The organism is Nostoc sp. DSM 114161 (assembly GCF_052692665.1).
Genome location: NZ_CP195141.1, coordinates 8,568,975 through 8,585,044 on the forward strand (window position 1 = coordinate 8,568,975; position 16,070 = coordinate 8,585,044).

Annotated in this window: 10 protein-coding genes and 1 pseudogene; all 11 read right to left on the reverse strand. The window is 35.3% G+C overall.

Translation table 11 applies throughout. From position 1 onward, the window contains the following. Positions 1-685: 685 nt before the first annotated feature. Positions 686-1,849: a bifunctional glutamate N-acetyltransferase/amino-acid acetyltransferase ArgJ gene (gene argJ, locus NSTC745_RS35825; RefSeq protein ID WP_445635269.1), complete on the reverse strand. Its 1,164-nt coding sequence runs from the start codon at positions 1,847-1,849 to the stop codon at positions 686-688. Between the two features lie 212 nt (positions 1,850-2,061). Beyond that, positions 2,062-3,576 carry a response regulator gene (locus NSTC745_RS35830; protein ID WP_445635270.1) on the reverse strand — a complete coding sequence of 505 codons (1,515 nt, stop codon included), beginning with the start codon at positions 3,574-3,576 and terminating at the stop codon, positions 2,062-2,064. Positions 3,577-3,593: 17 nt separating this feature from the next. Then, positions 3,594-4,619, reverse strand: a complete 1,026-nt coding sequence (locus NSTC745_RS35835; protein ID WP_445638775.1) for a PAS domain S-box protein — start codon at positions 4,617-4,619, stop codon at positions 3,594-3,596. A gap of 102 nt (positions 4,620-4,721) precedes the next feature. Then, positions 4,722-5,555 (reverse strand): annotated as a pseudogene (locus NSTC745_RS35840) (PAS domain-containing protein); the annotation flags it as partial. Between the two features lie 439 nt (positions 5,556-5,994). After that, positions 5,995-6,354 carry a DMT family transporter gene (locus tag NSTC745_RS35845; RefSeq protein WP_445635271.1) on the reverse strand — a complete coding sequence of 120 codons (360 nt, stop codon included), beginning with the start codon at positions 6,352-6,354 and terminating at the stop codon, positions 5,995-5,997. Positions 6,355-6,476: 122 nt separating this feature from the next. Next, positions 6,477-7,847 (reverse strand): hypothetical protein, encoded by a 1,371-nt coding sequence (locus tag NSTC745_RS35850; RefSeq protein ID WP_445635272.1) that lies wholly within the window; start codon positions 7,845-7,847, stop codon positions 6,477-6,479. 48 nt (positions 7,848-7,895) lie between these two features. Then, positions 7,896-9,044 (reverse strand): glycosyltransferase family 2 protein, encoded by a 1,149-nt coding sequence (locus NSTC745_RS35855; RefSeq protein WP_445635273.1) that lies wholly within the window; start codon positions 9,042-9,044, stop codon positions 7,896-7,898. Positions 9,045-9,203: 159 nt separating this feature from the next. Continuing rightward, positions 9,204-10,091, reverse strand: coding sequence for an SDR family NAD(P)-dependent oxidoreductase (locus tag NSTC745_RS35860; protein ID WP_445635274.1), 888 nt, complete (start codon positions 10,089-10,091; stop codon positions 9,204-9,206). Positions 10,092-10,289: 198 nt separating this feature from the next. Beyond that, the gene (locus NSTC745_RS35865) at positions 10,290-11,672 is read right to left on the reverse strand and encodes a hypothetical protein (protein WP_445635275.1); all 1,383 of its coding nucleotides are present in this window, start codon (positions 11,670-11,672) and stop codon (positions 10,290-10,292) included. Continuing rightward, positions 11,641-13,293, reverse strand: a complete 1,653-nt coding sequence (locus tag NSTC745_RS35870; protein ID WP_445635276.1) for a cyclic peptide export ABC transporter — start codon at positions 13,291-13,293, stop codon at positions 11,641-11,643. Before NSTC745_RS35870 ends, NSTC745_RS35865 begins: the two co-directional genes overlap by 32 nt. Before the next feature lie 772 nt (positions 13,294-14,065). Then, the gene (locus NSTC745_RS35875) at positions 14,066-15,943 is read right to left on the reverse strand and encodes a TubC N-terminal docking domain-related protein (RefSeq protein WP_445635277.1); all 1,878 of its coding nucleotides are present in this window, start codon (positions 15,941-15,943) and stop codon (positions 14,066-14,068) included. Positions 15,944-16,070: the final 127 nt, after the last annotated feature.

The window sequence follows — 16,070 nt, forward strand, 5'->3', positions numbered from 1 at the left end:
TTTGATGTAGTTACTGTGACACTTATAACCTTTCGTCTTTTGGCCAGGTACGTTATAGCGATCGATGGTGTATTTTGAATTAAGTAAGAATTAAGCGATAGTTACTAGTAAGAATTTACAATTCAGAATTGTGAATTCAGAATTAATATAGGTGTTTCCAATTACATCAGAAGGTAGGGGCGCACAGTCGTGCGCCCCTACAAAGGTATCTGTATCAACCTTAAAGTAAAACAGTATTAATCTATAGTTAATTATTTTTCCCGTAGCTTATACCATTTCACAAAATACTTGATACAAATGATTAGCCTTTAATTCTCTCTCCCCTGCCGTATATTTGTATGACTTTTAAGGTGAAACTGTATTATCTGTGCGGAACTAATATATAGGAGTCCGATTTGATTTCTGAAAAAATCTCAGTATCTGTAGGGGAGCCAGTGCGTTGCGGAGGTTCCCTCCGTTGTAGCAACTGGCGTTGTGTTATGGCGTAGCCTAACGCACCTAAATCGTTAACTGGTGCGTTAGCCTGTGGCGTAACGCACCCTACTGGGTCAAATGTCCTAAATGAGTCTATGCCAAAATTAGCAAAGCCCTTGTAGAAAAAGCTTTCCCTGGTTTTAATAATGGCTATGACCTTGCCACTTGACCCACTACGTGTATTTCTCCAAATCAAATATTATTCCTATAATCAAGTTGAGTATTTGCCATTAATTTCTATGTAACCTTCTGAAAGATCGCAACCCCATACAGTTGCAGAAGCTTCGCCAATATTCAAGCTAACATGAATATCTACTTTGTCTTTGGACATAATTTGCCGCAACTGTTCCAGATTTTCTGCGGTTAAAGTATCAGGATAAACTTTCACATTGTCAAACCTGATAACAACTTGTTCGGGATTTATTTGTTGTTCGTCTTCACATTTACCTATAGCCATAGCAACCCTTCCCCAGTTGGGATCTGCTCCATAGACGGCGGTTTTAACTAATGGTGAATTGACAATTGCTTTAGCTACTTTTTTAGCTTGTGCATACTTAATAGCAGAATCCACAGTTACCTGAATAATCTTAGTAGCACCTTCTGCATCTTGGGCAATTTTGAGTACTAATTCATGTGCAACTTCTTGCAATGCATTAGCAAAATCTACTTCTGGAACTTCGCCTGCCAAACCATTTGCTAGAATTACGGCGGAGTCACTTGTAGAAGTGTCTGTGTCTACACTCAGACAATTAAATGTTTTATCGATAGTAGAGCGAAAAATCGAACGCAGACTATTTGCTTCAATAGCAGCATCGGTAAAAAAGAAAGTTAGGAGGGTAGCCATATTCGGCTCAATCATACCAACACCTTTGGCAATTCCCACCAAATTGGCATTTCCGATTTGGCGTGTAGCTAGTTTCGCTACTGTATCGGTGGTCATAATACCGCGAGCTGCGGCATGAAAATCAGCAGCAGTTAATTTTTTTCCGAATCCTGATAAACCGGTGCGGATTTTTTCAATGGGGTAACGTCTACCAATCACACCTGTAGAAGCTATGACAATATTATGTGCAGCAATTCCAGTTTCAGCTGCAACTAATTGTAAAACCTCTTTGGCGTCAGCAATACCAACAGAACCATTAGCAACATTCGCATTTTTAGAGATGACAACAATTGCTTGTGCTTGTGAATCTTTTAAATTATCGCGGCTAATAGTAACACTCGGCCCGGCGAAAAGGCTTTGAGTGAAAACTCCATCAGCAACACAAGGAACTTCTGATTTAATCAAGACAAAATCATCCGTTGTATCTCGAATTCCCAAGTTAGTAATAAATGCGCTAAAGCCTTGTGGTACAGAAGATATAGTTAATGACATTTTTCCTATTTAATTAGGTGCTTCATAAGAAAGAATTCAGAATTCAGGAGCCAGAATTTAGTAGGCATTCTGTATGAATTACGGAATAATAAACGTGAAACATGATAACTTTTTAAGAAAGAGTTGGGTCTAAAGACCTGACTTTCTTATTCTCATTCCTGAATTCTGAATTCTAATTATCTCAGCTTTTGGAACTGATAGAAGCCAACAAACTATAAATCAGGTAACCTTATGGTGAATGTCGTCCATCCATTGCTGCTTTCTACTTGAATGGTTCCTTGCAATTGTTCGACTAACTTCTGTACTATGGGTAGGCCTAATCCTGAGCCACCTTGATTCCAGATGTCTGCATGAGGAAGGCGATAAAATTTCTCAAAGATTCGTGGTAATTCTGTTGCTGGAATTTCTGTTGAGTTACTAATACTAATAATAGTTATTGGAGGTGTTTCTGAAGAATTGTGACCTACACTGAACATAATTTCACCACCCGCAGGTGTGTATTTACAGGCATTATTGAGTAATTCTCCCAAGATTCGTTCTAAACTAGTGCCGTCTGAGGACAATGGTGGGAGATTTGTAGGAAGATTTATCTGTAGAGTTTGCTGATGTTCTTGAATACGGATTTGAAATGGCTCAATTACCCAAGGTAACCACTGTTGTAACAACAGCGCATCAGGTGTAATTATGGAGTAGGATGAGCTTTCTAGGCGTTGTAAGTCTAGTAAATCGTTGATTAATTCTAGCTCGCGATCGCACTCGGCATCCATGAGTTCTAGATAGTGCTGATTTTCCTGCGTATCACGAGAAGTCTGTAACATTTGGATCATGACTTTGATATTACTCAGAGGCGATCGCAATTCATGAGAAACTAAACTCAAGAAGTCATTTTTAAGTTCATTTATTTCTTCTAATTGGCTCACAAGTTTCTCTTGCTCAATTTGTCTTTGACGCGCTTCCATAGCTCTTTTGCGCTCAGTAATATCTCGAAATATTAACACAGCACCGGTAATTTTATCTTTGTCATCTTTAATTGGTGCAGCACTATCATCAATTGGTATTTCTGCGCCATCCCTCGCAATCAAAATTGTTTCTGTTGGTAGATTGAAAATAGTACCATCTTGCAGGACTTTTGCGATCGGATTTTCAATAGGGTCATGAGTTTCTCCATTGGCAATATTAAATACTTCTGATGAATTTCTACCAAAAGCTTCTTCTTGTTTCCATCCAGTCAAATTTTCAGCCACAGGATTCATAAAAGTGACTAATTCTTGTAAATCGCTAGCAATTACACCATCGCTGATACTTTTTAAAAGTGCATCCAACCATTTTTTATTTGCTTTTAATTGCTTTTCTAAACCGTGTTTAACCAAAGTTATTTCAATATTAGTATGTAGTTCTTTTTCTTTAAACGGTTTGAGTAAATATCCAAAAGGCTCGGTTATTTTAGCTCTTTGTAATGTAGTATCATCTGCATAGGCAGTCAAATAAATTATTGGAATATCCAACTCTCTAGAGATTTCTTGAGCAGCTTCTATCCCGTCCATATTTCCTTTTAGTCTAATATCCATTAGCACCAAATCGGGCGAGGTTTCTATTGCTTTATTAATAGCTTCTTCTCCAGAAGAAGCTATGGCAGGAACCGTATAACCAAATTTATTTAATCGATACTGTAGATCTTTGGCAACAATAGCTTCATCTTCGACAACTAAAATTTTTACGTTTGTCATATCTTAATTAAGATTTTTTATATTTGTATAAATGGAAATTTTAACTGCCATTCTACTCCATTCTCACCTTTTATATCGATAGTTCCTGCTAACTGATAGGTGAGAGCATCGACTAATTGTAAACCTAATGATGCTATTTTTTTAAAATCAAAATTTGAAGGTAAACCAACACCATCATCGCTAACTTTCAGGAGAAAGTTGTTGTCACCAATTAGATGAAGTTCAATATTAATTGAACCATTTCTGCCTGTGGGAAATGCATATTTTAAAGAGTTAGATACAAGTTCATGGATAATTAAGCTACAAGGGATAGCTGTGTCTAAACCTAGTAAAACATCCTCGTCAATATTTATTGTCACGGCGATCGCATCTTCATTGACCTCATATGCAGTCAATAAACTTACCACCAAATCTTGAGTATATTCTCTAAAATTAATTCTTGCCAAGTCTTGGGATTGATATAATTTTTCGTGAATCAGAGCTATCGATGCAATTCGCTGCTGGCTTTGTTGGAATATAACCAAATCGTCTTTGTTTTTGATATATCCAGATTGCAAATTTAGCAAACTGGAAATCACCTGTAAATTGTTTTTCACCCGATGGTAGATTTCTTTTAATAACACCTCTTTTTCTAAAAGCGATGCTTTGATTTGCTCTTGTGAATGCTTGCGATCGCTAATATCTTCGATTACAGCAATAAAATACTTTGGCTCTGTGCTAGATTCACGTATTAAAGATACAGTGACATTAACCCAAACAATGGAATTATCTTTGCGGAAATAACGTTTTTCCATTGAGTAAGTTTGAATGCGATCTGCTAAAATATGCTCAACATATTGCAAGTCAGCCTCAAGATCTTCTGGATGGGTAATATCTTGAAAAGTTAGTAATTCTAGTTCTTCGAGTGTGTAACCAAGAATATCACAAAGCCTCTGATTAACTAATAACCATCTTCCATCTATTGCCACATGAGCAATGCCGACAGCAGCTTGATGGAATGCAGACCGGAATCGCTGTTCGCTTTCCCGCAATGCTGCTTCCATTTGTTGACGCCCAGTAATTTCTGCCTGTAATGATTGATTAATTATTGTCAACTCTGCTGTCCGTTCCTCAACTATGCTTTCTAGTTGATTAAGTAGACTACTAAGTGCCTCCTCTGCTTGCTTGCGCTCAGTTATATCCGTATGTGAGCCTGCCATCCGCACTACATTACCGTTTTCATCCCACAGTCCTTGACCTCGATTTAAAATCCATTTGTAACTGCCGTCTTTACATAAAACTCGATGCTCGGTAATGTAAAAAGGTGTCTTCTTCGCAAAGTGATCTTGAACTGCTTGTGTTACCCAATCGAGATCGTCGGGATGCACTCGTGTCAACATTTCATCTAAATGGTTAGAAATTTCGTGGTCTTGATAACCGAGCATTTCCTTCCAGCGAGTGGAGAAGAAAACTTCATTAGTTTTAAGATTCCAGTCCCAAATTCCATCATTATTGCCACGTAAAGCTAATTGCCAGCGTTGCTCGCTTTCTCTTAAAATTTCCTCAGTGCGTTTGCGCTCAGCAATTTCCTTTGCCAGTTGGCAGTTGGCCGCCTCTAGTTGAGCGGGACTCGGTAAAGCTAATGCCTGGGGTATCAATGGCACAAGCTCTAAGGCGGTAACTACGGAGACAAAAGCGGTAATAGCTTTAATTAACCCTGATACCCAATAAGTAGGATACCAAAGCGTCCACACATCCATTAAATGAGTAGTTCCACAAGCAACAATAAATGTGCTGAACATCAAGAACATCCAGTCAAAAGGCACATCTCGTCGTTTGCGAACAAAATAGATTAACATTACTGGAATTGAATAATAAGCAAGTCCAGTTAACACATCTGAAAGTAAATGCAACCATACCAGTCCTGGTTTCCAGAGGTAGCAATGTCCGTGAGGAATAAACTGGTTAACAGAAAAAAAACTATTTAAAAATTCCACGATTAAAACCCATATACTGCTCAATTCTCCATCGAAGCCAGAGTGTGAGAAAAGAGATTTTCTGCCTAACTTCGTAGACGCAAAGACGCCTAGACTGTGGCTTCTCACATTCTAAAAGAGAAAACATTCAGCGCTGGTCATACTATTGCTGTAGTATCAAGCACAAGCTGTAGGCTAGGCTTGAGTACGCTTGGACGTTGCCTGTGGCTTCTACATCTATCCTTGTTTGTTCATCTTTGTAAAGTTTTTAACCTGAAAACTTAAGATTTATTTAAATTAAAATACCGCGATCGCTTTGGTGATTGTTACCGTAGATCTTCTGAAATCAACCATTTATATATAGCAAGTAATCCACAATGATTAATGAAAAACAAAATCCCCGACTCCTGGTAATAAGTCGAGGTTCTACCACTTGTAATTATTACAAATTGAAATTAATGAATTAAGAACGCGACATAACAATGATGCCAATCAAAATTATTCCTAGTCCAAGGTATTGGCTCAAGCCAAGACGTTCTCCAAAAAACCAACTTCCAGTAATAGCAATCAGCCCAAATCCCAACCCAGCGAAGACAGGGTAAGCTGTTGAAACTGGTAATTTATCTAATGCTTTGCCAAATAGCACGACGTTTATGCTATAGAAAACCAGTCCGCTGATAAACCAAGGGGACAATAGCAATGATACTAAACCAGGATCGGGGGCTTCAAGACGCGATCGCTTCAATAACAGATTCCCAATGCAACTATTGATGCTAGCAGCGAATACGAAACTCCATGTGACGAAAGTAAAGTTTATATTCATACGAAACTAATTAGTGAAATTGCTTAAAGAGCATAATTATCTATTTTGGAAAATGGAGTTAACAAATTAATCAATTTTCTTACTTGCCAAATTATAATTTTTTTAGCATAAAATATCTATTTTTACCAGCAAGCTTTTGCTTCTCTACCTTGCAATATGTCTGGGTGTTTTAAACTATTTTTATTGATTAATCTTCCGATTAAAAAAGCAGAAATTAAAACTCTTAATTTGTGAAATATTGTATATAAATTTAATTTATCTTTTCCCTTTAGCCTTTTCAAAAAATTAACTAATTCTGTGAAAATAGACAAAGGAATTTTACCCGATGTTATTGTACTGATATTATGTTTTCCATAACATAATTCTAATGCGTAATGACCACAACTCCATCTAGATACTTGCTCAATCCACACTTGTTTTGGTGGCTTATCCATTGTAACTTCATTAGGACTGGGAGTTCTATTTAGAGAAATAACATCTAATAAAACTTCGTATATAAAGCCTGCATACTTAGCTAAAATTGTAAGTTGAGTGTCTTCAACTCTTATCCCTGGATAAAATTGAGCAACGACAACTAACAAACTAATCAGTACATCTGTTCTGCCAAATGTGCCTCCTCCTTGCATCCACCTAAAACCATTATGTCTACCATGCATAAGGTCTAAAAATAATTGAATAGGAGGAATTTCTTGGCTAAAGTCAGGGAGAAGAATTTCTATTCCGTCTTCCATAGATTTTTGATATACAGCAAATCTATTTCTGGCACTAATGATATCTATTTGAGGATGCCTGTTAAGGTAACTAATGATTAATTCTAAACCATTAGAATCTAGGTCTAGAAATGGATATTCTGGCTCAATTAAAAACTGAGATTCAGCATCAAAAGTAAATAATATTGCAGGAGGTATCCATCCATTTTCTATGCTATTTAATAGTAAAGAACAATAAATATCACCCAGAACTCTAATTTTACCTGCTGCATGTAGGCCTTCTTTTTGATGCACAACAAATATTCTATGCTGGGAAAAAGGGCAGACAATATTACTTAGTAAATAAGGCTTTCCAGCACACATTAAATTGTCAAATATTTTAGCTGGGATATTATTTGCCAGTTTTTCATCAGTATGTAAATGAATTACTTGGACATTTGGTAGCAAAGTAAAGCGATCGATAACACTTGGACATTCAAAGCCATTATTCAAACCAATTACTATATCAGCCATCATCCCAATTTGGGAGACTTGTTCAAGGATCTTAGGAATAGTATATGGTAAAAACTTTTCTGCTCCTTTTGCAGTTGCAACTATTCCTAATACTCTTGTGTTATCAAAAGTATTATTAGTTTTTTGTATAATCCATTGTTTGTAATATAAGACATTTTCTACATCTTTTTTAAGATTCATATCTTGTTTTTTTTGCAATAATTGGCTATGTCGTAAAATACGATTTGATAGCCTAGATAAGAGAAATAGCTTTAAATTTTTTAAAATCATTGTTCGGGATTCCTGAAATTTGTAGAATTTTTTACTTTTCAACCTTAACTACAAGTTTTTTTGTCTAAAAAAGTTCAACTGCTCCAAAGAATATTGGAGCTTCACAAAAATGAGATCCACAAATAGCTTCCAATATTTTATTTTTAAGGGACGTTTGTAGAGATAAGCCAAAAGATTCAAAGCAAAAGCAGAGCTTATAATAGCTTGACGAGTATTTCGGGCTTCTTTAGGCCAATGTTCAATTAAAATCTCTACGACTTCGGTTCTGTTTTCCAGTAATTCCATAGACAAATGAGGAACGAGGAACCAAGCTAACATATGCAAAATTGATTGAATAAAGGCAGTTGATTCACCTGCTAAACTTTCTTCAAGGGTCAGGGCAGATTCTTTTAAAAGTTTGCATTCTGAATTAGCTACTGCTTTCAAAATATTTGACATTGGCCTCAACATTTCTAAATTCTTTTTCAACCTAGCAGAGTCTTGAGGATAGACAGTCAGTCGGTGAGCAACTGCATCTTCTGAAGCAGCCATCGCGGCATCAAAGTATCTTTGAATTTCTTCTTTTTTTAAACGAAGATTTATATTCATAGCATTCTGATGCCAGCGGTATCCCATAGAAATACTTCGATTCATGAGCAAAGGTTGATTAGCACTTAGCCTCAGCCAAGTATAGACATCAGTATATGCAGCAAACCGATTAGGCCAACCACCGATTGCATCAAGCGAAGCACGTCGAATCACTACAGATGAAGGTGTATAAACTTGATTTTTAGGAAAATTAATCCACGGATCGAAGGCTACTACATCTGATTTTGGAGGTTGCAAAACAAGGCTATTATCTATTTTGAAAACTCGGACATTAGCAACAGCAGCTGGACATTCAGGATGCTGTTCGAGAATACTGCAAAGAAGTCTTAAGTGAGCAGGATGCCAAACATCGTCATGATCTAAGAAAGTAACTAAAGGTGCAGTAGTATGTTTCAAGCCAAAGTTACGAGCAAAATTTTCTCCTTTGCCTGGATGCTGAAGCAATATCGCATCTGAGTAAGTTTTAACTATGTCTGGGGATTCATCCTCTGAACCATCATCAACAACGACTACTTCCATTGGGTAGTGTTCTTGAGAAAAAACAGAGTCTAAGGTTTGGCGAATCCATTTAGCTCCATTGAACAATGGAATTACAACAGCAACATCCATAAATCTTTCTAGATCCAATTTTCAAAAAAAGACAGCGATGTGAAGTTTAAATTTAATAGTCTTTCGAGAATTTTCAAAACTATTTACTCTGCTCAGTTTTTCTATTTAGAAATATGAATTTCCAAAGTCATAAAATTAACATCAAATCTTTTGAAATGACTAGCTTCTTTTCTGATATATTCCATAATGATGAATCGGCGCAGCATTACGATCTGTAGCAGAAATTTTGGCATTTGCACGCTTGCGGTTCAGTTTAACTATGTCCAACCAATGGTAAAGTTTATCTACAATTTCTGGACAAAATTGCCCAATAGCAAACATTACTTTAGTCATATTTGCTGTTAGCAGATTTTGATTAACTATTATCTCTGCTTTGTTTTGTTTGATAGCTTTAATCACTGCATTTGCTACATCTATCGGTGTAGATGTACCTGCTAACCAAGGAGCAGGTATCCGACTATTAACAGTCATACCAGTTTCGGAAATATATCCCGGACAGATTACCGAGATATTAGTATCAGTAGCAGCTAATTCTTGCCGCATAGCATCAGTCCACATAATCAAACCAGCTTTACTCGCAGAATAAATGCTGTTATAAGGGACTCCCTTTTTACCAGCTAGAGAAGCAATGTTAACAATGTGACCGCTACGGCGCTCCAACATACTTGGTAGAAACAAACGGGTTAATTCAGCGGCAGCAAGTAGATTAATTGTCAATATTGACTGGAGATCCTCTAAAGAATAATCAACAAAATCCCGGTAAATTTCTATGGCAGCATTATTAATTATAATGTCTACTGGGCCAACAACTTTATTAATTTGCTGTTTAAGAGTTGATAATTCTGTCACATTTTTAATATCAAAGGGAATACTTATTCCTTTCCCACCCAAAGCTTTTATTTGAGCGCATGTTACATCTAATCCTGATTTAAAACGAGAAACGCAAACCACAGTTGCTTGTTCTCTGGCTAGAGCACGAGCAATGTATACCCCTAAACCACGTGATGCACCTGTCAAAAGTATTGTTTTAGTAGCTAAATTTGTCATGGTAAACACCTTAAGTTTGAATCTATTACTGTCACACTATTTAAAGTCAAACAAAACTTTCAGCTTGAGATATAAGTTTTTTTTAGAAAGCATTGATTTTTATTAGTTTTTTTCACAGCATTTTTACTGTAATAGCTGAGTAAATTAAACTAAATTAGCTACAAGTATCTAGCATATTTTTTAGTAAATATAATACTTTCACCAAAAAGCTTTTGCTTTATCACCTTGTAAAATATCAGGATTTTTAGTACTATCCTTTTGGATATTGTAATAGTATAAAATGCTCAAAAACAATAATTTTGTTTTATTAAAAATAGTAGGTAAATTAATACTTTTATTTGCCATTACCAGCTTCAAAAATGTAATTGGATGAGTCAATGTAAACCAAGGAAAACCGATATTTACCAACATGCTAATATTATGTTCTCCATAAAGTAATTTTAATGACTCAACAGAAGTTAACCACCTATAAATTTGTTCTATCCAAGCTTTTCTTTGTGGGTGTTCCATTGTCATATCTGCGATACTGGGAGTTCTATTTGTAGAAATCACATCTAAAAATATGTCACCTATAAAGCCTGCATACTTGCCTAAGATTGTGAGTTGAGTATCTTCAGTTCTAATACCTGGATAATTTATAGAAATTACTACTAACAAACTAACTATTACATCAGTTTTGCCAAATGTGCCTCCTCCCCATTTACACTCAAAGCTACTGAATCTACCATGAACAATATCTATAAACCATTGGATAGGAGGCAGTTCTTCACTAAAATCAGGCAGTAAAACTTCAATTCCATCTACTATTGCTTTTTGGTAAACTGCGAACTTATTTTTTGTACCTAAAATATCGATTTTCGGAGAGGTTAGAAGTTTTGTTATTATTAATTTTAAGCCATTAGATTCTATATCTATAACTGAATGATTGCGTGCTACTAAAAACTGAGACTCAGCATCAAAAGTTATTAAAAGGGCAGGTGGTATCCATCCATGTTCAATACTCTTAAGTAGTAATGAACCATAAATGTCTCCCAAGACTCGAATTTTTCCTGCTGAGTATTGCCCCTGTTTTTGATGGACAACAAATATTCTATGTCTGTATTTGTAAACGTCAGTGTTAGTTAAACAATATGGTTTACCTTGGCACATTATATTGTCAAATATTGGTGCTGGGATATTGTTTGCTAACTTTTCTTGAGTATATAGATGAATGATTTGAGTATTTTGCAACAACGAAAAACGGTCGATAACAGCAGGACATTCAAAGCCATGATTTAAACCAATGACTATATCAGCCTTCATCCCTATTTCTGAGATTTGTTGAATGATTTTAGGGATAGTATAAGGTAAATAATTTTCGGCTCCTTTAGCGGCTGCAACTATTCCTAATATTCGAGTCTTGTCGAAAGTATGATTAGTTTGAGTCTGAATCCAATCTCTATAATACAGAACAGATTTTACATCTGCACTTAAAGTTCTATTTTGTTTTTCCCGTAATGCAATTTTTCCTTGGGAAAATTTTCTGGATTCATCAGATACTTTGAGTAAATTATTCAAAAACATTAATTTGCTCTTTTCCATTATTTAAATGTTCAGTTTTAACTTGGCCGTATTCCAGTTTGACAATTCGATCTGCTAGGTAAAAATATTGGTCGTCGTGGCTAATAACCAGTACAGTTTTTCCTCTATTTTTTAGCTCTAAAATAAGTTGGGTATAAAAAATTTCCTTGAACGCAGGATCTTGATCTGATGCCCACTCATCAAACATATAAATGGGACGATCTTCAAGGTAAGCAGTAAGCAGAGCAAGGCGCTTGCGTTGTCCTTGAGAAAGGTCTGTGGTAGAAAGTACACCATTCTTGACCTTAACTTTGTGGTCAAGTTGCAATTTTGCAAGATATTTTTGAGTTTGAGAATCGAGATTATTATTATCAAAACCCAAAAAGCGATCGAAAAGATAAAAATCAGAAAATATTACAGAGAACTGCTGACGATACCATTCTAAATTCTGATTAGTAATGGGATTACCATCTAGATAAATATTTCCTGTTTCAGAGATGTAAAGACCAGTAATTAATTTGGCAAGAGTAGATTTACCACTACCATTACCTCCTAGAATAAAAATCAGTTCTCCTTGATGGAATTTCAAGTTAATAGGCCCAAGGATAAAATTGCTTTCTTCCTGTTCATGATAGTAAGTATGAGTAACATTTACCAGTTCTAAACATTTAAATTTATGTGATATTAGTAAAGTATTGTCAACAGTTTCCTTTGAAAAACTTGCCAATACAATGCCTAAAGATTCTACTTTTTTTAAAGCAATCAACGCTCTGGTTATATTAGGCATTGTACTCATAATGTACTCCAAAGGTGATATTAAGTAAATAATAGTTAGAGCATATGCAGATAAAATAGTAGGATGAATTTTGTTAATAGTCGGTATAGTGAATAAAAGCAAACCAATAGCAACAAAAAATAAAATTTGTCCCCAACTAGCAGCAGCAGCAAATATGCTCATACCCACAACATTATGATGACGAGATGATAGAGCAGTGTCATGTAGGTCTTCTGAGAGAAATACTTCCCGTCGTCTACGGTGTAGTTTGAGTTCCTTTGTGCCTTGAGTTATGGTGCGGAAATGCTTAAACAATTTATCTTCCTGTTCGCGAGCCAGTTTCAAAAAAGACATGGCTTTTATTGTTGGTAGTGAATAGCTAAATATTCCCAAGAACATAAAGCTAATACCTATAAGAAAAATAAGTTGAGATAACCAACTCAAATAAATTAGACAGGCAACTACAATAGCAATATTAATGCATAAAAAAGGAATAATAATAATTGTGTTAGAGATTGTTTGGATATCTTCAACGAGAACAGCTAAAAGAGAATGAGTGCCAATTTTTTCTAAGTGTCGTAAAGGCGAGGCCAAAATATGACGGCTTAAAAATATCCGCAAGTTTAGAATGGCTTTTTGTGAAACTTGAATTAATAAAATTTGAGAAATAAAATTAGCAACTAACCGTAGTAAACAGAGAGCGACAAAACTCCAAAATAGTATAGTTTTTGATGGTTGGTTTTGATTCAATGTTGTATTAATTATAGCAATTAAACCCGCAGCAGTACCACCGCTTAAAATACCAGCTAGTATTGCCAGACTGAGGTGAAGAGAAGAAGTACGTAATAGTAGGCGAATCAAGTTCATAATAGTGATTAATTAACAACGCACAGCTTTTGGTTTGACCATGTTGTTTATTCATGGTTTAATAATTGTTATCTATACTTAAAATTGAAAATTTTTAAATTAACTGCGATAACTAAATAAATTATTAGCACGATCCATATAAATTCATTTTTTAACGAATTTAAAATCAGCTAAAATTGCAGACATATGAAAACAGAATTTTCCGAAAGCTAGTGTCTGCTAACAATGATATTATTGCTGTCAACGCAATGTTTAAATCGCTTAATTAACTATCCAGTTCTGATGTATAAGCATATTATCCCAGTGAGATACTCAATCGCAACTCATATGCAACTCATCATATAGCGCTCCTAAATGATTTGTGAAAATTACATATCTCTTTCTTCTTTCTTCCCTTTGCGTACTTCGCGTACTTTGCGGTAGCCTGCGGCAAGCCCTTCAGGTTCGGTAGTTGCTTCTCCTGTCGGAGACGCTGCGCGAACAAGTCGGGAAACCCGCCCAATGCACTACCTCACCGCTGGCGCGTCTACGTTTCCTTTTCTATATTTTTCACAAATCAAATAGGACTGCTATATACAGTTATTATAAGTTGAGATAAATGCGTAAATAAAAACCCCGGCTTATTTGATAAGTCGGGGTTTTGTAGCTTTGAATTATCACAACTCATTATAGAATTACTATAGTAAGTTGGGTTAAACGAGGCCAAAGCAAACAATAGGTATTGAATGTTGGGCTGATAGCTAAACTCAGCCTACGTACTTTTTTATACATTTTATATTTTGCATTCTTCTATCTCAGATTTTAGAGAGGTAAAATGTTTTCCACCTAGTTCGATTTGTCCTTGGGTACACCCATCTTTTAATCTTTGAACTAAATATTCCAAATCATGGGCTATAAAATTTGCACCATGATCTGGTTCTATTAAAGTAACTAAAGATATATTACTTGGTTGTTGATTAGCCAAGCTAGAAATACCCAAAAAATTGAATACACCAGATTCATAAGTTCCACAAGGAACGGAAGGATTATTAACTCCAACACAGTATTCATTTGGTTTAAACCAATCAAATGCTGGATAGCCGTGGAAATGAACAATTGGCGCACCATCTTTGATTAATTCTGGTGTATATAAAGCGGCAGAAAGGCTGATAGCAAGCATGACATAGATATCATAAGAAGGTTTCATATCTACTAGCTCAGAACGAATCGCTTCAGGTAATTGGAGATATAGCTTTTCTTTCAAACCAATTCTGATAACATCGTCAGCAATATTTAAATCTGTTTTATTAGACCCTGAGCGAGAACTTACAAGCCAAATATCGGGTATTTGCCTAAACACATATTCTTCTAATCTTTTGATTTTGGCATAACGCCTGCCTTTGTCATTTTGACGAATTTCATTACTGCTAAATCCTGGGACAGATAGTAGATTTTCCCACTCACTTTTTGCGATTTCCAGTTCACCAAAATACTGTGGTGGTTCGGCATAAGCAACAAAACCATAAGAAACACCTGTCCTACCATTTATAATGATGCTAACAATATCTCTATGGGATTTCCTTTTAATAACTTTATCCAGCTTAAAACCAGGAGGAAATAAACCTGTTGATGCCAATTGTTGACCTAATCTAACTAGTTTTGCAGCATAAATAGATTCTTGAGGATTATACCGATCTACCTCAAATCGACTTAATAAGAGTGGAGCAATCGGTACAAAAACTTTAGGAATCAGTGATTTTAAAACGAAAGTACCAATCTCATTTCTTTTAAAAATAGAATCTGAAAGATTCATATTTAATATAGAAATTTTATCGGATGATACTCCGATAACAATTTCTGAGAATGTTCTAATTAAAGTGTTTAATCCAATATTGATTTTTTCCTTATAAGGAATGAGAGGATTAATAAAATTATGGTCAATTGTCGTAATTACAATTACTTGTGTTTTGCTAGGGTTATCAACATATTTAGCTGCATAATCTTCAGCCCAACTGCTCAATCTAGCTATTTTGATTACAGGAATTTTTCGATCGTTTAAAATTAATGTAGAATAAATTTGATAGATAGCCTCTGCTATAACAATACCCAATCTTCTAATAAAAGAAGGAGGAATTTCTACATCAATAATTGCATTAACTTCTGATTTTACACCTTTAAATTTAAAATTTTTCTTTTTGTTAATTATTGGAAGTATAAGGTCATAATTAAATTCGGCGATCGCTTCTTCCCAAGGTAATATTTTGACGCCGTAATATTTTAGTTGCTCGTGTAATTCTTGGCGAAATTTTAAAATTTCTTGATTATTGTAACTCTTAGATAAGGGTTTAAATGTAACTATTAGCTTTTGAGCCATAATTTTAGGATCGATAATTGGTGGCTTAGATTCCACTGATGATTGCTGAGCGAATCCGCCAATTAAACGACCAATAGTTTGTAAATTTAATCCTTGAGGTAAAGGGGTAGACTCCAAATCTATAGCTACATCCATTTCGTGCAAAAATGCTATAATTTCTGTTTTATGAGTAACTATTTTTTGCTGAATGTCTGGTGTGATTACCCCTTTTGGGGAGCGAATTTTTAGTTTTTCGTTATCAACCCACAAATTAACACCCTGTTGTGTAAGGTTTTTTACAAATTCTGATACGTTCATAGTTTGATAATCTCCTAAGTTTTTTTAAATATTGTTTTGCCAGTCTCTCAAGAATATTTGCAGAATTGAAAAATAAATGCAGAATGTGTAATCGTCGTATTATTAGTCATAATTTTTGATTGCTTGA